The 19,874-nt window shown below is 41.2% G+C and carries 17 protein-coding genes; 4 read left to right on the top strand and 13 right to left on the bottom strand.

The window, feature by feature from the left end:
- Positions 1–20 precede the first annotated feature (20 nt).
- From A7968_RS12365 to A7968_RS12395, 7 genes are all read right to left on the bottom strand, one after another.
- On the bottom strand, positions 21–1,634 hold the full coding sequence (locus A7968_RS12365) for an ABC-F family ATPase (protein WP_084448181.1): 1,614 nt from the start codon (positions 1,632–1,634) through the stop codon (positions 21–23).
- 152 nt (positions 1,635–1,786) lie between these two features.
- Positions 1,787–2,404 (bottom strand): NUDIX hydrolase, encoded by a 618-nt coding sequence (locus tag A7968_RS12370; RefSeq protein WP_064666893.1) that lies wholly within the window; start codon positions 2,402–2,404, stop codon positions 1,787–1,789.
- A 105-nt stretch (positions 2,405–2,509) separates the two neighbouring features.
- A complete protein-coding gene (locus A7968_RS12375; RefSeq protein ID WP_064666894.1) occupies positions 2,510–4,066 on the bottom strand; it encodes a SulP family inorganic anion transporter in 1,557 nt (518 codons plus the stop codon).
- A gap of 125 nt (positions 4,067–4,191) precedes the next feature.
- The gene (locus A7968_RS12380; protein ID WP_064666895.1) at positions 4,192–4,650 is read right to left on the bottom strand and encodes an Lrp/AsnC family transcriptional regulator; all 459 of its coding nucleotides are present in this window, start codon (positions 4,648–4,650) and stop codon (positions 4,192–4,194) included.
- A gap of 89 nt (positions 4,651–4,739) precedes the next feature.
- On the bottom strand, positions 4,740–5,381 hold the full coding sequence (locus A7968_RS12385) for an MBL fold metallo-hydrolase (protein ID WP_064666896.1): 642 nt from the start codon (positions 5,379–5,381) through the stop codon (positions 4,740–4,742).
- A gap of 3 nt (positions 5,382–5,384) precedes the next feature.
- On the bottom strand, positions 5,385–7,187 hold the full coding sequence (locus tag A7968_RS12390) for a M14 family metallopeptidase (RefSeq protein ID WP_064666897.1): 1,803 nt from the start codon (positions 7,185–7,187) through the stop codon (positions 5,385–5,387).
- A gap of 185 nt (positions 7,188–7,372) precedes the next feature.
- The gene (locus A7968_RS12395; RefSeq protein WP_064666898.1) at positions 7,373–9,271 is read right to left on the bottom strand and encodes a beta-ketoacyl synthase; all 1,899 of its coding nucleotides are present in this window, start codon (positions 9,269–9,271) and stop codon (positions 7,373–7,375) included.
- Positions 9,272–9,397: 126 nt separating this feature from the next.
- On the opposite strand from A7968_RS12395, the gene A7968_RS12400 reads away from it, so the two are divergent.
- Positions 9,398–10,423 carry a GlxA family transcriptional regulator gene (locus tag A7968_RS12400; RefSeq protein WP_064666899.1) on the top strand — a complete coding sequence of 342 codons (1,026 nt, stop codon included), beginning with the start codon at positions 9,398–9,400 and terminating at the stop codon, positions 10,421–10,423.
- Between the two features lie 18 nt (positions 10,424–10,441).
- On the opposite strand, the gene A7968_RS12405 is transcribed toward A7968_RS12400, so the two are convergent.
- The 6 genes from A7968_RS12405 to A7968_RS12430 all read right to left on the bottom strand — a co-directional run bounded on the left by A7968_RS12405 (position 10,442) and on the right by A7968_RS12430 (position 15,804).
- Positions 10,442–10,957, bottom strand: coding sequence for an MgtC/SapB family protein (locus A7968_RS12405; RefSeq protein ID WP_064666900.1), 516 nt, complete (start codon positions 10,955–10,957; stop codon positions 10,442–10,444).
- 19 nt (positions 10,958–10,976) lie between these two features.
- On the bottom strand, positions 10,977–12,080 hold the full coding sequence (locus A7968_RS12410) for a GNAT family N-acetyltransferase/peptidase C39 family protein (RefSeq protein WP_064666901.1): 1,104 nt from the start codon (positions 12,078–12,080) through the stop codon (positions 10,977–10,979).
- Complete coding sequence (locus A7968_RS12415) at positions 12,080–13,474, bottom strand: RimK family ATP-grasp domain-containing protein (RefSeq protein WP_064666902.1); 1,395 nt, start codon at positions 13,472–13,474, stop codon at positions 12,080–12,082. Before A7968_RS12415 ends, A7968_RS12410 begins: the two co-directional genes overlap by 1 nt.
- 328 nt (positions 13,475–13,802) lie before the next feature.
- Positions 13,803–14,279, bottom strand: a complete 477-nt coding sequence (locus A7968_RS12420) for a hypothetical protein (RefSeq protein WP_064667134.1) — start codon at positions 14,277–14,279, stop codon at positions 13,803–13,805.
- A gap of 57 nt (positions 14,280–14,336) precedes the next feature.
- Positions 14,337–15,005: a DUF2987 domain-containing protein gene (locus A7968_RS12425; RefSeq protein WP_084448182.1), complete on the bottom strand. Its 669-nt coding sequence runs from the start codon at positions 15,003–15,005 to the stop codon at positions 14,337–14,339.
- Complete coding sequence (locus A7968_RS12430; RefSeq protein WP_064666903.1) at positions 14,998–15,804, bottom strand: glucosaminidase domain-containing protein; 807 nt, start codon at positions 15,802–15,804, stop codon at positions 14,998–15,000. Before A7968_RS12430 ends, A7968_RS12425 begins: the two co-directional genes overlap by 8 nt.
- Positions 15,805–15,980: 176 nt before the next feature.
- Between A7968_RS12430 and A7968_RS12435 the strand changes: the two genes are divergently transcribed.
- The 3 genes from A7968_RS12435 (at position 15,981) to A7968_RS12445 (ending at position 19,863) form a co-directional block, all read left to right on the top strand.
- Positions 15,981–17,270, top strand: a complete 1,290-nt coding sequence (locus tag A7968_RS12435; RefSeq protein ID WP_064666904.1) for an anti-phage deoxyguanosine triphosphatase — start codon at positions 15,981–15,983, stop codon at positions 17,268–17,270.
- A gap of 90 nt (positions 17,271–17,360) precedes the next feature.
- The gene (locus A7968_RS12440; protein WP_064666905.1) at positions 17,361–18,455 is read left to right on the top strand and encodes a DUF481 domain-containing protein; all 1,095 of its coding nucleotides are present in this window, start codon (positions 17,361–17,363) and stop codon (positions 18,453–18,455) included.
- A gap of 10 nt (positions 18,456–18,465) precedes the next feature.
- Entirely contained in the window at positions 18,466–19,863 is a 1,398-nt protein-coding gene (locus tag A7968_RS12445) for a DcaP family trimeric outer membrane transporter (RefSeq protein ID WP_064666906.1), read from the top strand.
- The last annotated feature ends 11 nt before the right edge of the window (positions 19,864–19,874 follow it).

The following is a 19,874-nucleotide window of genomic DNA, read 5'->3' on the forward strand; positions in this document are numbered from 1 at the left end:
GGTTTTCTCAGCGTGCTAAGTTACTTGGCAGCCAACAGCTTTGCTTGCTCTTGTTGGCTTGCCATAAACTCATTAAAGGTGCCATGGAAGTTAACTACTTCTTTGTCACGAATATCAATAATACGAGTTGCTAGTGATGACACGAATTCACGGTCATGGCTGACAAAAATCAATGTCCCTTCAAAGCCTTTTAAAGCATTGTTTAGCGCTTCAATGGCTTCCATATCCATGTGGTTTGTCGGCTCATCCATAACTAACACATTGACATCTTGCATCATCAACTTGCCAAACAATAGGCGGTTTTTCTCACCACCTGAGCAATTACGGGCTTTTTTATTCGCATCATCGGCAGTAAACAATAAACGCCCTAACATGCCACGCACCATTAAATCGTTATGTTTAGCTGTGCGCCACTGTGACATCCAATCAAATAAAGTTAAATCGTTATCAAAATCTTTGCTGCTATCTTGTGGGCAATAACCAATAGAGGCATTCTCTGACCACTTCACAACACCGTGATTCGCTTCAAGTTCACCCACTAAACAACGAATAAAGGTTGATTTACCAACCCCATTTTCACCAATAATCGCTAGTTTTGAACCGGCTTCTAAAATCAGCTCGCCGCCTTCAAACAATACTTCGCCATCAAAACCATGGCCGAAATCTTCTAAAATCAATGCTTGGCGGTGCATCTTTTTACCTTCATCAAAATACAATGACGGCGCCATACGGCTAGATGATTTCACTTCATCTAAGCTGATTTTATCCATGCGTTTAGCACGTGAACTTGCTTGCTTGGCTTTTGATGCGTTAGCACCAAAGCGATTTACGAAATCTTGTAACTCTTCGATTTCCGACTGCTTCTTGGCATTGCCTGCAAGCAACTGTTCACGTATAAGCGTTGATGCTTCGATGAACTTTTCATAGTTACCTGGGTAAATACGCAGCTCGCCGTAGTCAATATCAGCCATGTGTGTACACACAGCATTTAGGAAATAACGGTCATGAGAAATAATGATCATAGTACATTTACGTTGGTTGAGTTCATGCTCTAACCAGCTAATAGTATGAATATCCAAGTTATTTGTAGGCTCATCCAGTAATAAAATATCTGGATTTGCAAACAAGGCTTGGGCAAGTAGCACGCGCAGTTTCCAACCAGGTGCCACTTGCGACATCAAACCAAAATGGAACTCTTCTTCAATACCCGCTTTTAACAAGATATCGCCAGCACGACTTTCTGCACTGTAGCCGTCCATTTCAGCGAAAATGCTTTCCAGCTCAGCCACTTTCATACCATCTTCTTCACTCATTTCAGGGAGTGAATAAATGCGCTCACGTTCTTGCTTTATTTTCCATAATTCAACATCGCCCATGATCACCGTATCAACTACCGTGTATTGCTCAAAGGCAAATTGATCTTGGCTTAGGTTACCTACTTTTAAGCCAGGCCCGATTGACACATTGCCTGACGTTGGCGCAAGCGAGCCATTGAGGATTTTCATAAAGGTTGACTTACCGCATCCATTTGCGCCAATTAAGCCATAACGGTTACCGTTACTGAATTTAGCTGAGATATTTTCGAACAAAGGTTCGGCACCAAACTGCATGGTGATATTAGCGGTAGAGATCAAGATGAATTTCCTAAGCAATTACTGGCAAGTTAACGATTCATAAGTAAGTAAAAGTTAATACAGACAATAAGACGGTATAAAGAGGACGCGAATTATACAGGCAGCTTGGCGACTAGTCGAGCTTAGTCTCACTTATTGATCAGCAATAACAGTTAATCTATAAATAATGCTTTATCTGGTTGCTTGTAATGTGCAAAGAGCATCTGTATGTCTTCAACAAGCACTCTGCCCGTGGAAAGCTGGGGTAAATTATCTAAAGCAAAAAAACCAATTTCAGACACTTCTAAGTTAAGCGTAGGTGCGCCACCAATCAATTCACATAAGAAGAATAGTTTATAAATATGCTGTGCAGATACAGGTAAATAAGCATGAAGTGCGCGATCTTTTAAAGCAATTAACTTAGGGTTAGTGACCTGATAACCTGACTCCTCTAACACTTCACGTATGATCCCTTCGCGAGGAGCTTCATTAACATCAGCCCAGCCTCCTGGTAACGACCATTTATCGTCAGTTCGTTCTCGCACTAGCAAGATTTTATTATCAACAATTACGCCTGCGCGCAAATCAACTTTAGGGGTTGGATAACCTTGTTCATCAATAAATAGGTTTTCAACCCTACTGACAGGTTGCTCAGCAAGCGAGGCTAACATTTGGTGACTAATATCAGCTAATTGCTCATAACGCTCCAAGTCATAACCATCTTTTGTATAGGTTTTACCTGTTTGACTAATGGCCTGTATTTGTTTCGCCCATGCTAACCACTGCGACATATAACTTTAATCTCGATTTAATCTAGCTACTTTTGATTCTACACAACAAAGCCGTGAATACAAAAAAGCGAAGGCACTGCCTTCGCTTTTACTCAAATAAACCGCTTATGCGAGCTTGTCTGAGGCGACTTTATAAGTTGGATCTTCTATTACATTCACTTCAACTAAATCACGTGCTTTATGCAGTAACAGAGCGCAATCTTTACTTAAGTGGCGAAGGTGCAACTGCTTGCCTGCTTTGGTGTATTTATCAGCTAACGCGTCAATGGCTTCAATAGCACTATGATCGGCGACTCGGCTGTATTTGAATTCGATGATAACGTCTTTCGGATCGTTTTTAACATCAAATAACTCTGCAAATTTTTTCACTGAACCAAAAAATAATGGCCCATGTAGCTCATAAACTTTAGAGCCTTGTTCATCAATGTAATTGGTTGTGAAAATATGTTTTGCATGTTGCCATGCAAAAACTAAGGCTGAAACAATTACACCCACACATACCGCAATAGCTAAATCAGTAATAACAGTCACGCCTGACACTAACACAATAACAAACGCATCTGACTTTGGTACACGCTTCATCATTTTGAAACTCGCCCACTCAAATGTGCCTAATACCACCATAAACATCACGCCAACCAGTGCTGCAAGTGGGATCATTTCAATTAAGCCTGCAGCAAACAAAATAAACGCAAGCAACATCACTGCTGCAGTTATCCCTGATAAACGCGAGCGGCCACCTGAGTTAATATTGATCATCGATTGACCAATCATTGCACAGCCACCCATTGCACCAAAGAAACCACAGGTTACATTTGCAGCACCTTGACCAATGCACTCTTTATTACTTTGACCACGGGTTTCTGTTATTTCGTCAATTAAACTCAATGTTAATAAAGATTCAATTAAACCAATCGCGGCTAAAATAAGCGCATAAGGGAAAATAATTTTAAATGTTTCTAAAGTAAACGGCACCATTGGGATATGGAATTCAGGCAAACCACCAGCAATCGTCGCGGCACTGTCACCTGTCATGTCTTTTAAGAAATCAAGTACTGTACGTGCTTCTAGATCAAAGCCCATCACAATGGCAGTGACTGTTACAATAGCCACTAAGGTGGATGGCACCGCAGTCGTTAACTTTGGTAAAAAATGAATTATAGCCATAGTTAATGCCACAAGTGCCAGCATTATCATCATCGGCGTGCCGGTCATCCATTGCACGCCACCTGAGCCATCAGACACTTTAAACTGGCCAAGTTGGGCGAGGAAAATAACGATCGCGAGCCCGTTTACAAAGCCCAGCATGACAGGATGCGGAACCATACGTATAAACTTACCGAGCTTAAACACCCCGGCTAGTATTTGTAGGATCCCCATCAATAACACGGTCGCAAATAGGTATTCAACACCATGATCCAGCACTAAACTTACCATCACAACTGCAAGTGCACCGGTAGCACCTGAGATCATACCAGGGCGACCACCAAAGATAGCTGTGATCAAACCAACAATAAATGCTGCATATAAACCAACTAAAGGCTCTACATTTGCAACAAACGCAAATGCAACAGCTTCAGGTACGAGCGCAAGCGCAACCGTAATACCTGATAAGATATCGTTTTTAGCAGAGCTTGGCGCCTTGCTTAGTAAGTTAAACATTGAATTCCTCTTGCGGGTATGGGATCAAAAAAGCGCTGAATTCTAACAAATTAAGTTAAGGTTAACAATTGCGGGAAGGGGAACAGGCTAAAGTATACAATTATTCTAGCCTGTTTAAAGCGATATTAAAGTGGTAATGCTGTACTGCGTTTTACACACGTCATGGTTACATTTGAATGTACTTCTTGAACAAACTCAAGGTTTAATAAATTATCTCGCACAAACTGTTCATAGCCTTCTATGCCCTTAGAAATAATTCGCAGCATAAAATCCATAGTGCCTGCCATGCTGTAACATTCCGTTACTTCATCATAACTTAAGATCAGGCGTTCAAACTCAGCTAGATTAGTGCGACCATGATTCGATAAACGAACGTGCGCATAGACTAACATGTCAAAACCGAGTTTCTTTTCATCTAATAAAGCAACTTTGCCTTTGATGTAGCCATCTTGCTCAAGTTTTGCAATACGACGCCAACACGGTGACTGAGATAGGCCTACTTTATCGGCTATGTCTGCGGTCGAAAGACTAGCATCTTGCTGTAACAGTGCCAAAATTTGGCGATCTACGTGATTTAGAGACATTTTATTTCTTTTTTATTTTACTAAATTGATTAAATTATACATGGCTTTAGCAATCGAGTCTTGTGTTTTTATGCATTTTTTATGCTTAACTAACCATATTTACCACTAATAAATGGATTCGATATGCGCTCTGTAACTACTTTAGTGTCAGGTCCATGCCCTGAGAGGATCTTGGTTTCATCTGGCAAAGTAAGAATTTGCTGTTTAATTGAAGCGAGTAGCTGTTGCGCATCACCTTTAGGAAAATCAGTACGCCCTACTGAGCCTTTGAAAATCACATCACCCACAATCACTACCTGGTGCTTAGCTTCATAGAAGACAATATGCCCTGGGGTGTGACCTGGACAATGACGGATCTCAAAGCGCAGCTCACCTAATGGGAAAATATCACCATCACTTAGCCAATGTTGTGGATAAAAAGGCGTGACTGGTGCAAAGCCAAACATTTGCGCTTGCATTGGTAATGCATCAAACCAAAATAACTCGTCTTGTTGTGGACCAACAATATCAACTGCAAAGTGCTCAGCAAGTATTTTTGCCGCGCCAACATGATCAAGATGACCATGAGTGAGTAAAATACATTGCAGATTAAGACTGTGCTTGGCCAATTCGGCAATAATTTTTTCAGCATCACCACCGGGGTCAACGACGGCGGCTTGACGTGTTTGTTTACAGATCACAATCCGACAATTTTGTGCAAAAGCAGTGACCGGTAGAGTAATAATTTCCATATATTAATTCTTTATTTTAGTGTTAGCTGCAAATGTCATTAGCACTGGGTATTTTAAATAAGCTTGATCATAAAATGGTGTATGTTCATAAAGCCAATTTAAACGTGCTTGGGGATCTTTTGCAAACGCGGCATCTTCACGAATTTTTTTATCAAATTCTAATGCTAACGCTGGTTTATCTTTTAACATTTGGCGGGCATACGGCGCTAACGCATAGTTTTCCATATACTCAGTGCGTTGAAAAATAGTATTAAACTCACCCCATGCAAAAAACGAATCAGGTGCCTTTGGATGTAAAAGATGGGTGGCTAATTCACCTAACGGTTGTGCAGTATCTATTTTAGACCAACCAGTCAAATTCTTTTCAGCTACATCAACAAAGTCAAAATCAGCACTGACTCTAAAGCGACCTTCAAACGGTGCTTTATCAAACTCATGGTTTGTCACTACGGCCACTTTTAAATTTGCAGGTAACGCATCTGTCGTAACAATTTGCACCGCAATGCCATGTAACTTAAGTTTTTCGATGATCTGTGGATACGCAGGCGGAATATAAAACGCGCTAGGCACAGTAATGGTTGTTTTGACGTCTTTTTGCCAATAGATTGGCAACGCATCATAATGTTGCTTTTCACCTAAGTATTTCACTTCCATCTGACCACTTAAGGCACTTTGGCTGCGCGTATATTTAATGCCTTCAAATGCCACGGTATCGGGCTGTTTAGCGTAGCTACGCTCTACAATCAGTTTACTTGGGACAAATGCCTGCTCTTTTTTAACTGCATCTGCTAACTGCTGGTGATGCTGTGCTAATGCTGATATAGCCCCATCTAAAAATACATAGGTGCCAAGCACGCGTTGCTTATAGGGTTTAAGCGAATGGTTTTCAACAAGAATAGTAGGTAAAGAACGTAAATCGCCCCAACCGTTGGAATAGCGAGGCGTGGCAACCCACCCTGCTAAGCCCTTTTTAAACTCACGCTTATCCATGACAAATACTAACGGCCCGGGAAGGTGGCCTTGCGCTTGTAATTTTTCGTCAATTACCGGTTTAAAATATTGATTGAGCGCATCTGAAACACTCGGTGACTCACTGGCAAACACTGGATTGTAGCCATAAGTGACGTCGTACTGATAATCTGCGCCGTCGGTGACGTGCACATCAATATATAAATCCGGGTTAAACTGTTTGATAACACTTAATACACCGCGCACTTCTGGGGTATCTAGCTTAGTGTAATCACGGTTTAAATTAAGATTGTTAGCATTGGAGCGAAAACCCATTTCTACTGGGCCACGTTGGTTTATGCGGTTAAACTGGCTACTACGCTCATGGCCATCCACATTCAAAATGGGAATAAATAAGATATTTACTTGGCTTAAAATATCACGGCGCTTACCAGTTGCAATATCACGCAGTAACATGAACATGGCGTCTTTGCCGTCAATTTCACCCGCGTGGATCCCGGCTTGAATAAAAATCGTCGGCTTTGTATTTTGCATTAACTGAGTAGGCGTAAACGCGCCTTCTTCACTGGCAACAACCATTTTAATCGCACGGCCGCTGGCACTATGGGCAATAGTTTGTACTTGAAATTGAGTCGGATTTGCCGCGACAAGGCGGTCAACAAACGCCATTGTTTGCTGATAGTTAGGCGATTTTAGTCCTTCGCTAAGTTCGAAGTCAGTGGTTAATGGGCCTTTTTGTTGTATCAGTGTCAAACTTTGCCCTTGCCATGGTAGTAATGGCGGTAAATGGCTATCTAATGTGGCAGTAGCACTTAACAATAATAAACTGGCGATCATAGGACTCTCAAACGTTGGCCTTTTTAATAGTTTGAAATTATAACAAGGAAAAATGACAGATCGCGTAAACTGCGGTGATTCAACAAAAAAATGCAGCCAATGACAATTCGTAAAGTTTAAAGCAGTAGTATGCGAGCATTAAAAAAGGCGCTATAGAAGCGCCTTGCCAAACAAGAATTATGTGCTTAAAACATATCTTGATAAGGATTCGTTTTAGTAAATGCAATTGCTTTGTCAAAACCTGGGATCTGCATATCGGTTTGTGAAATAACAATGTCATTTTCATCAATCATGCCATCACCAAAGCGATAAATTAGCTCATACTGGCCTAAATCGGCTTGCTGTTGGTAACTGGTTTGTGCAGCCGTGACGGTTTGATTTGTCACTGCGTATGCTTTCATCACATCACTGCCATGGCGTTTTGCTAACATTTCCATGGTTACCTTTGGAGATAACACAGTAGCTGTAGCATTATTACCACCAAAGCCTTTTGAATTGATAAAGGCGATATCCATATCAGCACATTGATAATGCTCAGTACGAATATCTAAATGTTGGTTATACACATCATCAGCCACTTTATCTATAGTGGTAATACCCGGCATAATGTTGTGACTAAATACTCCCAGTGCCATAGCTAGTTGATCGCCACTTGCAGGTGCAATGGTATGCCCTACATACGCTTTAGGCGCGGCAACTTTCCAGTTATCGATTGCAAAGGTTTGCGCTACACGATGATAAATTAGGGATTCAGTTACACGGTTTTGCGGTGTACTTGAGCCATGCGCTAAAATAAAGCTGCGTTGCTGAACAGCTTCCGCACCTAAGATATTAGCCGCTAATGCTACAGATTTTGCCATGGTGATGTAGTTACCAGGCCCAGGTGCTGTGATCGATTTTTTTACGCCATCAGCATTTACAAACACATCAGCTACTGAGCCCATGATATCGGCACCTAGCGATAATGCGAGCGCATCATCCATTAAAATCGCGACTTGCGCGCCTTCACCGATGGTAAAGCCACAGTTTTCACCAAATGGACGACTGGTACGACGATGATCTACCGTCTCAGTGTTATCTAAACGCTTTAGACCTTCTTCGTTAGCCAATGCGCCCATATTACCAAAACCTTCAATGATCTCAGGGGTAATAGCACATTCTGAAGACGCGACAACAGCGACACGAGTTCGCCCAGCTTGAATATCATTCACAGCTGCGCGTAGATTATATAAAAACGTGGCACAAGCCCCTGATGTGGTGAACGTAGTACCCACATTACCGGTAACATAAGCATTGATAAAATCAGTAGACATGGTATTTAAACCAAGTGCTAACTGTTTAGTGCTAACACGCTCGCCTTGCTGGCGCGAACGAATTAAACCACCAAGCCCTTCATCATTCACCTGCCCTACAACAGACGCAGAATAAGTACCAATTTGATCTGGTTCAACACTGTTCATGATCTGTTGCCAATCAAGGCCAGTTGAGCGAATTGCATCCGTTGCCGCAAAAATGGTGGCTTGTAAACCACGCGGTTGGTAACGACTGTTATACATACTGGCAGGATCAAAGCCTGTCGGTAATTGCCCAGCTGCTTTTATTGGGTTGTCACGGGTGCTGTCGTGCTTTATATCAAGCTCAGCACTAATGGTAACTTTTACTTTTTTATCGGCTAAATCTTCAATTAACCAGCTTGACGGAATTGGCTGCGGTAAGTCACGACGTCGTGCTTCAAATACGATAGCTTGCTCATCGCTAAGCGTTAACGTCATTTTTTGCTGCCATGGCGTTGCATCAACATCAAAATGGTTTTCTTCAATTTTACGGATCAACGTACCAGCAATAATTTGTTCGCCAAATTGTGCTTCAATATCGCTTTGCTTTACTAAATTACCTTGTTGGTCTCTTAATTCGCCCTCTTGTAATGATACAAGATTCATTAAAGTCGCTAAACCTAGGAAAGTTTCTTGACGTGCGTCGGCAGTCAAATTATCTAACACGATACGACGATAACCTTGATGAAATGAGGTACGGCCCGCGGCGTTAATTCCGCCCATGCCGACAATAACGGGTAATGCTGTCATAATTTACCTTGAGAAAACGTGTTATAGGAGAAGTAGCTAGTTTAGATGGATTTTACCGCCAACATTGTGCTTAAATAGCCAAATAACAAGCCTAACAGGCCAAAGGTAACTGGTCGGAGCAATTTAATGGACAAAAATCTCAAACATAGCCCGTTACAGATCAGTATTTTGGTCTATCAGCATTTATTGATCACTAGTTTAACGCTACCTATTGAGATGCTCAGAGCGGGAGAAGCCTACGCAAAAGGTCATGCAAAAGGCGATGGAATAATAATGCAGTTTAGGCCACTGCTGATCAATTTGATTGCAGAAGATAACAAGCCGATTCAAAATCGCAGTGGCTTGGCAATTTTACCTGAGTACACCTATGCCGACGCTCCGTATAGTGACTTGATCATTGTTCCTGGTATTTGGCGCAACCCTCGCCCTGTTGTTAGGACAAATCAAGGCTTAGTAAAGTGGCTTACGAGCAGTTGGCAGCAAGGTAGTTCAATTATTGGTGTGGGTACTGGTAACTGTTTAGTCGCTGAGGCCAACCTATTAAATGGTCACCCAGCGACAACCCACTGGCATTACGCAGAGCAATTTAAGCGTGATTATCCACAGGTATTACTCAAACCTGACTTTTTCATCACCCAATCAGAACGTTTATACAGCGTGGCAAGTTTGAATGCGTTAGCGGATGTGATCGTGCATATTATTAGTCAATATTATGGACAAGCAGCTGCTCAGCATGTTGAGCGTAACTTTTCACACGAAATACGCAAACCTTATGAAGATCAGCGCTATCTTGAGGGAGCTGTAGATAGACACCCTGACGAACTGATTGCGCAAATTCAATTTTGGCTAAAAAACAATTTAGCCGCAGAGCAAAGCCTAACCGAGGTGGCGCAATTATTTGGCTTAAGTTATCGTTCGTTTACACGCCGGTTTAGAGTTGCGACCAATCAAAGTCCCATTGAATACTGGCAACAACTTCGGGTGCAAACGGCAAAGGAGTTATTAGCATCATCAAACTTATCAATTCAAGAAGTGGCACTAGAGGTGGGCTATAACGACCAAGGGCATTTAACCCGCGTGTTCAAAAAATTACTCTCGCAAACCCCCAGTGATTACCGTAACGTGGTGAGAAGAAAGTTATTTGGCAATTAATTAAACAAAAAACGCCACTTAATCGTGGCGTTCTTGCTCTTTTTTATTGCCTCTGTAATACCGTTTAGAGTAAATTTTCACATGCCGATGGACACCTTTACTCAAACTTTTAAACTTAGCTTCAAGCACATCCACCCCATATAAAATCCCAACGACCAATATCGACAGTTTAATTGCTGCTAATAAGTTATTAGTCGCGATCACCACCCCTATGGCTGCTAATACCCAGATTGTGGCAGCCGATGTAACTCCTACCACAGCACCATCTTTAGCGAGCATCACTCCAGCACCTAAAAAGCCGATGCCAGTAATAATTTGACCAACCACGCGCGAGTGGTCAATCACATCACCATGCAGCATAAAAGCGGTGGCTAAAAACAAATAAGTGCCCAGAATGATCAGCACAGAAGTACGGATCCCCACAGGTTTACCGCGTAATTGTCGCTCCATGCCTATTAAAGCACCACAAAATGCAGCACTGCCAATAGCTGACCAAGAATAAGGGGCAATATCTAAAAGTTCATATACTGTCACTGTATTTCCTACTACAACATCATATCGCTAGCGCCAAAGCGGTGCTCAAGCGAGAACTGCCAAAACTAGCCATTTTCATAAAATCACTTCTTGCGATTGGTACGTGTTGGCAATCAATCGCTAGTTGTTTGTCGCTTTCACAAAACGGATCGTGAACATATAAACAATGCGCATCCAAGTGAGTCACACACACCCAATGCGGCGATTTTTTACCATCAAAACGATAGGTGCTGATCAACAACACCACGGCCATTTTTTCGCCAAGCCATCGCTCAATCTGTTCAAGCGTTAATTCTTGGTATTTAACATCCAGTTTGTGGTTAATTGCTTCGACTACAAATTGATTGTGGACCGTATGTAAAATCGCCTTTTTGTTGTCGTTTCTTACTCCATCAACAAACAATGTATCGCGGTTATTAATAATAACTTGCGCTTTAAAACCACGTTTATTTGCCGCAAGTGCCAGTCCTAATGGATGACAACCACCGTGACCTGAGGTCATGAATATGGTGGTTGCTTCTCGCCAAATATCAAGTTCACTGACTTGCGTGATAGTGGTTCTTTTTATTGATGACATTGCCATCAATAAAGCCGCAGGGCCACAGGTAAACTCGGTTGTTTGCTGATACCACGGTGTGTCTCGGGTAAACTCAAGCTCATTGGTATTACGAATGTTTTTTTGCATTCGTAACGCATCACTGTGATCGTCGTAATAATCGCTATATTGACCAAATACCCGATAGCCAAGTTTTTTATACAAGGCAATGGCGGCTAAATTATTGACTGCCACTTCAAGGCGCATAAACACCCGCCCACGCTCAGCCGTGGCACGCTCAAGCGCGTTTAGTAATTGCTGAGCAATGCCTTTACCCTGTGCTTGTGGTGTTACTGCTAACGAATATAAACGGGCTAAACGTGTGCCTTTATGACACCACACCAACCCGTACCCAAGTAATTGATTAGCCGATTCAGCGACTAACAAGATACCGTGTTTCGCTATGATCCAACGCTTTAAACTACGTGCGCTTAATCTATCTTGGCTAAAACTTTGTTGCTCTATTGCAAGTAGTGCCTGTAAATCAGCCTCTGTGGCAGCGCGTACTGCCACATTATGATCAGACATTAACCTCGACCTCGGGCTTCAAGCCGCTGTTTAAATTCATCCATGATGATCATATACAGCTCATCGCCCAGGTAGCCATCTTCAACTTTATGATCAATGCTTGGGTTATCGTTTACTTCAAGCACATAAGCACGGCCTTGATGCTCTTTTACATCAACGCCATACAAGCCTTTACCAACCGTTTTACAGGCTTTTAATGCCGCATCGAGCACCGCTTTTGGTAGCTCAAAGGTTGGCAGCGTTTCAAAACCACCAGAGAAAAACCGTTTCGCATCATGGTTGTATATTTGCCAATGATTTCGCGCCATTAAATAACGACATGCATAAATAGCACGACCATTTAGCACCCCTACTCGCCAATCATACTCGGTATACATATACTCTTGAGCTAGCACTAAAGCGCTAAATTCAAACAACTCATTGAGTTTAGCAACCAACTCGGTGCGATCCGCAACTTTATACACCCCCTTAGAAAACGATCCTTCCGGCATTTTTAGCACTAACGGATAGGTGAAGCTATCTTCAAGTTGAGTGATGGTTTCATCACTTTGATCTGCCACCACCAAGGTTTTTAAACTCGGCACTTTTTGGTAATTAAACGCATCGTGTAAATACACTTTATTACAACAACGTAAAATAGACTCTGCGTCATCAATTACTACTAATCCTAAGCTCTGTGCTTTGCTTGCTAAACGATACGTTGGATGATCAATTGCTGTGGTTTGACGAATAAACAACGCATCAAACTGAGCGATATTATCTATCTCATCAAAACTCAGTGCCTGCGCATGAATACCATGTTTACCGGCAGCTTTAATAAAGCGTGCAATCGCATCTTTATCACTTGGTGGTACTTTTTCATTGTGATCGACCAAAATTGCCATATCCCAACGAAAACGTTTTTGGGTGCTACTAATGCGCCACTGCGTTTGCGTAAACTCAGTTAGTTTAGCTACAAAGTCCTGGTGCTGTTGGTCATTCAATGACGCCAATGAACCTTGTTTTAATAGCCCTTGTTGATCAACAAATAAAATGGGTGCTGGGTACTGTTTAAATACGGCTTTGGCTGCTTTACTTTGTAATTCATTAACTGCATGACCAAAGTATAAAGCATCAGTAAGCACGCCAATGTTGAGCATCAAAGTTTGCCCGCTGCGCAACGCATTTATGGTTTTAACACTCGGTAAAACTTGGTGTTTACGTGCTTCTGCAAGTAATGAGCAATAATAGCCTTTACTCAAGTATTGGCTTGAGTCGCATAAATTAATAATGCGCGTTTTTGGCTCATTATGCTTTGGATAATCTCGTAAGTAGGTATTGAAGGTAATTACGTTTTCGAATGAGTGAGCAAGTGACTGCTCGTTGTTATCAACCACAATCAAGGTTTTAAACACGACTTTTCCTAAAATAAGTCAAAATAAAAATATATAAAAATCAATTTAAATAGAAACACCCATACTGCTAAGTAATAGTTGTGCATAACACATGTACTTAACAGGATGGGTGCTTTAGATTTAGCTACTGCTTAATCTACAGGTGATTTATAAAGGGTTTTTATTCGTCTTACCAACGAGTAATTTTTAGCGTTAGGATAAGTAAATTTAATCAATGACGTTACAATTAGAATATCTAAAAAAAACGCCTTTTAGAAAGTATCGAACCTCCATCTAAACCATTGAATATAATTGAATTTAAAAATGTATTGTAGCCGTAACTGATGGATTAAAGTAGGTTAATAATAGTCAATTGTTGGCTTTTCCCGGCAATACTCAATGTCACCTTTTCATCGCATCGCTTATTTAATAGTGCTTTACCTAATGGCGCATGGGGAGTCAGTACTTGAACCTGATATTGCTTATGTTCGACAATTAATCCTCCAGCATTTGGCCCCATATAAAACCATGCCTGCGTCCCTGACTCATACTCAACACAGAGCAAAGCACCAACAGTCACTTGGTCGCTGATAACTTCTTTAAAACTTTGTTCAAATTGTTGAATACTCAGATAACAATCGTTCACCCGTTGCGCCTGGCCTTGTGCTAAATAGGCTGCCTCCAAGCCAAGAGTGTCATATTTGTTTTCTGCGATATTCTCTTCATGAGTTGCTGTATCATGCGCTGTTTTGGCCGCCATTTTGGCCGTTTCTAACTGAGCGCCTAAAGCAAAACGTAAATGCTCTATAAAGTGGGTTTTATTGATCATGTTATCTATTTCATCAGTAATAAAGGCAAAGGAATTAGTTGACGCTATTAGCGCTTATTTAGCAATCCATGGCGTCACTTTTAGCAATGGTGTAGAGATAGCAAATGCGGTTTTATCATCTTGCCATTGCTCATCGACACTGACATGACAAACCGATTCTTGACAGTCAAAAGCTGGATCAGCGATAGTCACAGGTGAAGTAAATGTCAGTACCACTCCTTTTTGCTCAGGTAATAAAAAGCTCATTAATTTACTAACAAAAAATCCAGATAAGTTGGAGAGTAACTCATCAAACTCTTGGTCAAGCTGGTATAACTGATGCTTATTTAGATTACTGTTAGTGAACTCGCGAGCTTCTATTTGCAGTTTTAACTGACAATCATGGTTTTCATTAAGTGGCTCAATCACAACCACAGCTTTGTTTGTATCAAGCTGTTTGTCGTACGGTAATAATAACTGAGCTTGCTCTGTGTAATTGAGTGGAAATTCTTCTCGCTCAGTAATAATGCGGCCATTTTTAATTAAACATTCCTCATTAGTGGCTATATCAGTGATATAAAAATTAACTTGGGCAAATTGAAAATCACCTTTATTAACCACTTTTAATCGGTCGTAAAAACCATCATAAGAAACCACAAATTCTTTTGCTTGAACACTAAAACTTGCCATAAATACAATGGCAACAGCCATCATATTGCTAACACAACGCACTGGATTATTCATCAAAGTAAGCTCTATTTTGGTTGATCATCTGATTTAGTTCTTCAATATACTCTTCACCGCGCTCAGAATATGAAGTCAATCCGTAGCTCAATTGAGTAGCTGTGATCGGTTTCTGTTGCTGACGTAAATCGGCGCGAATATTGCGTAACTGTTTATAAGCTGCATGGGTATTAATGTTTTTGAAATATGAATTAACCGCTGCACGCACAGATTTAAACGCTGCAACTTCATGTTCTGCACCGCTGTTACGCCGATTCGGCACCATACCGCAGCCTTTGCTATAACACCATTGACCAAAAAAGTTTAAACCAATGCGAGCAAAACGTGAGGTTCCCCATGCAGATTCGTTGGCAGCTTGCATCAATGCCAATTCTTTGGGAATGATGTCAACCCGACGCAGCGCTTGCTTTAACGCTAAACTGTCTATGGTCGCTGGTAATTTATAACTATTTAAAATCGTTTTAACTTGTTTAGTTTGCGTACTACTTAGTGGCTCGTCATATTGCACCATCATCAACGCAATTTCTAACGTAGCTCGCTGTTGTAAAATCTTCTTATTTTCAGCTTCAATATGTGGACGAATAAAGTCGAAAAACGCATGTTTTTTTTCTTTTACATCAGTAAAACTATTAAAATCAGGTAGTTTGACATTGTGTAAGGGTTTTTCTGGTTTTTTAATTGCGGGTTTGGTTGCAATTGTTTCATTATCAATTAATGAAGTCGATTTTTCTATGAATGGGTAACTCAACGCCCAGATAAAAAATAGGCTAACAATTAAACGAAAAAGGAACTTTAGCATGTATTCTCTCAAAAAAACTAACATATATGCATGGTCTATCCACATGCATGTGACTGGCCATTATACCTAACCACTCAAATAAAGGCGAATATCCACACCTGAATGATTTATAATCTAAAAAAATCGGCTACAATTAAGCTCATATAAACCTTGAAGAAGTTTTGGATATTCATTTCATGGAATTAGATTGGCAAAGTCGTATTATTGATCAAAAGAAACACCGCCCTAATGATAACCGCTCACCTTGGCAGGTGGATCGCTCCCGTATAATCCATGCAGCCGCATTTCGTCGTTTACAGGCAAAAACTCAAATAATGGGCATTGGCTTAAATGATTTTCATCGCACACGGTTAACCCATTCGTTAGAAGTGTCACAAATTGGCAGTGGCTTACTTCGCCATCTAGAAAAACAACACCCTAATTTTAACCATTTTCCCGATCCCAGTTTACTTGAAACACTGTGCTTAGCTCATGATATAGGTCACCCTCCTTATGGCCATGGTGGCGAAATTGCGCTTAATTATATGATGCGAGATCATGGTGGCTTTGAAGGCAACGCGCAAACACTCCGAATTGTATCAAATCTTGAGCCATACAGTGATGGCCACGGTATGAACTTAACGCGGCGTACTTTGCTTGGGTTTATCAAATACCCTGCTTTTATCGATGATTTATGGCACACCATACCCAATCACGAACCACAACGCGCTTATATCAAAGCGGATGACTGGCGACCAGCGAAAGGCCTTTATAGTGATGATAAAGCGACGTTCGACTGGATCATAGCCCCACTCACTCCCGCTGATAAACAGCGCTTAGGCCACTTTAAAGCAATTGATGAGTTTCGCTCTAAAACCAGCTTTAAATCCCTCGATGCTGCCATTATGGAACTTGCCGATGATATTGCTTATGCAGTGCATGATCTTGAAGATGCCATTGCAACGGAGCAAATCACCCTTAAAGAATGGCAAAATCACGCTTTGCCTGCACTTGCCCACGTTGAGTGTGAATGGTTAATACACAGCAAAATAACCGAGCGGCTATTTTTAGGCAGCGAAGCACAACGAAAAGATGTGATTGGTGAATTAGTAAACTTGTTTATTACTCAATCATCTATTACACATACTGAGTGTGTATTTGATAGTCCAATTTTAAATTTCACTGTGGTATTGCCTGAAAGTTACCAGCAGCTACTCGATGCACTAAAGTCATTCATTTATCAACGACTGATACGCGCATCACATATGCAGCAAATTGAATTTAAAGGGCAAAAATTAATCATTGAATTATTTGAAGCATTTGCCTGTGAGCCCTTACGGCTATTGCCCGAAACAACGGCGAACATATTTCGTCAAGTACAACAACAAAACGGCAATACGCAACGTGTTATTTGTGATTACCTAAGTGGTATGACAGACGAATATGCGTTTAAAACGCATCAACGTCTGTTTTCAAGTAATAATTAAAAACTCACCGTACCTAAAGCTATACATTGTTTTTAGCTTGGTCTAGCATTAGGTCGATATTTAGAAACTGCAATAATCAAGGATTGTATAATGAAACTATTGCCTATAGCGCTAGCTATCGCATCAATAAGCACTTTTACTTGTTTTGCGAAAGAACAAACACCAGACGTTTTTTTGGATGAACAACACGCTGTAGTAAAAGATACCGAAAAATACGACTGGGTAAGATTAACATCTGGAGAGTGGCTAAAAGGCGAGATCACTGCCTATTACGATAAGCAGCTTGAGTTTGAAAGTGATGTACTCGATACCTTAATGATTGATCGTGATGATATCTACATGGTTATTTCTGGTCGTAACCATGCCGTTAGATTCAATGACGGTACCGTACTCGAAGGCCCACTTAATATCTCTGGTGGCTATGTGATGGTCGGCATGGGCCGCCCAGATCAATACAAATACAGTGATTTAGTCTCGGTTGCACCCACTGCTGATTCGGCTTTAAGTGCGTGGAGTATAAAGGTGGGTATAGGTGCAAATATAAGTAAAGGTAACACTGAACAAACCGAATACTCCGCGTCGGTGGATATTAAGCGTAGAACTGCCACAAATCGACTATTAATAAACGCCTTGGCAGATAGAACCACTAACGACAGTGAAATTACCGAAAACAATATGAGAGCCAGCGGCACATTTGACTGGTTTTATACTCAATCACTTTACTTTAGACCGATATCTTTTGACTACTTCCGTGACCCGTTTCAAAATATTGCACACAAATATACAATTGGTGCCGGTATCGGTTATTACATAATTGATACAGATAAAACCGAGTGGGATATTGGTATGGGTCCTTCTTATCAGCACACCGAGTTTGATGCTGTTCAAGAAGGCTCTGATACAGAAAACTCCTCGAATTCATTTTATTTAGAATCGCATTATGAATACGAACTAACCTCAGACATAGACCTTTCGTTTGACTATAAATTTACTTTTGCTGAAACAGCTGCTGGGGGAAATGCTCAGGCAGCTAAAGCCGGTGCTTCATTTGATATAACCGACGACATCGATTTTGACGTTTCATTTGTTTGGGATCATTTAAAATCGCCCATCGCTAATTCGGATGGCACTATCCCAGAAAATGATGACTACAAAATGGTCGTTCAGTTAGGTATAGAACTTTAAGGATATGCCGATGAGAATATTTCGTCGTTCAGTTTGTAGTAGTGCAATCGTAGCCATTTTATACTTACAACCTGCATTGGCCAATGAGACAGATAAACGCCTCGATAGACTAGAAAAACGTTTAGCTGAACTTGAACAGCAAGTCGCGCAAAAAGACCGTAAAATTGAGCAGTTAGAGCGAGAAACCATGGTCTCTGCACGCATTGCAGATAAAGCGGCAGAAGTGGCGATTTCATCGGCATTATCCGCACGCATTTTAGAAAGGCCTAGCTACCAATTTGACGCACCAGATAAAAGTATTCAATTAACTAACTCTGACACAACTTTGCAAATTAGCGGGCAAATTTGGTTAGATGCAATCTACAACAGTGGTGAAATGACCAATAGAGCGGGTTTTCAACCCTCCTCTATTGCCTATGACAAAGGCACAACACAGGATAAAACAACGCTTAGCGCAGGCCAATCCAATTTATCTATTAACAGTTCCACCCCCACTCAATATGGTGCAATGACCACCCGCTTAGGTGTTGACCTGTTTGACTCACAAGGTAATGCTAAATTTAACCTTACCCATTTATGGGGGGAGCTCGGAAATTGGGGAGCTGGACAAACGTTTTCTGGTTTTATGGATATAGATGCGTTCCCAAATATCATGGATTATTGGGGACCAAATTCAGTGGTATTTGCTCGCCAGCCGCAGCTGCGCTATAACCTGTATACCAACGCTGATGATAAGTTCATGTTCACCATTGAAAAGTCAGATGCTGATTTAGCCTTGCCTAATTTTGTAACTGGTAATGACTTTTTATACATAGAACAAAATGACTTACCTGATATTACCGCCAGTTACATCAATGGCTTTGCAAAAGGCTACATAAAATCATCAATTATTTTACGTCAACTTGGCTATGAAACCAGTAGCAGCGATGACAAAGTGGTTGGCTGGGGTATTAACGTCTCGGGTAAATACGCCATAGACCGCAAAAACACACTAAAATATCAGCTTACTCATGGCGAAGGGATCGGCCGCTACGTCAACGATGCGTGCTGCAGTTATTATGCAGATGGCACGGCTGATGGTGTTGCAACAGGTGGCAGTGATGCAGGTATCGATATTAATGGCAAGCTGCAGGCAATCCCAATCACCGTTGGCTACGCCTATTTAGATCACCAATGGAGTGACAAATACACCAGCTCTATCGGCTTTGGCTACGTTGATATTGATAATATTACATCGCAACGCAGCCGTGCACTTAGTAATTCACTCTATTCAAACGTAAATGTTGTTTGGAACCCCACTGTAATGTCGCGAGTCGGTGTTGAGTTACAATACGGTAAAGTTACAAGTTTTGGTAATGAAGATGCTGATAACGTCAGGCTACAAACATCTATTGGTTTTAAATATTAATAAGGAACTAC

The organism is Pseudoalteromonas prydzensis (assembly GCF_001661495.1).
Classification (GTDB): Bacteria; Pseudomonadota; Gammaproteobacteria; order Enterobacterales; family Alteromonadaceae; genus Pseudoalteromonas; species Pseudoalteromonas prydzensis.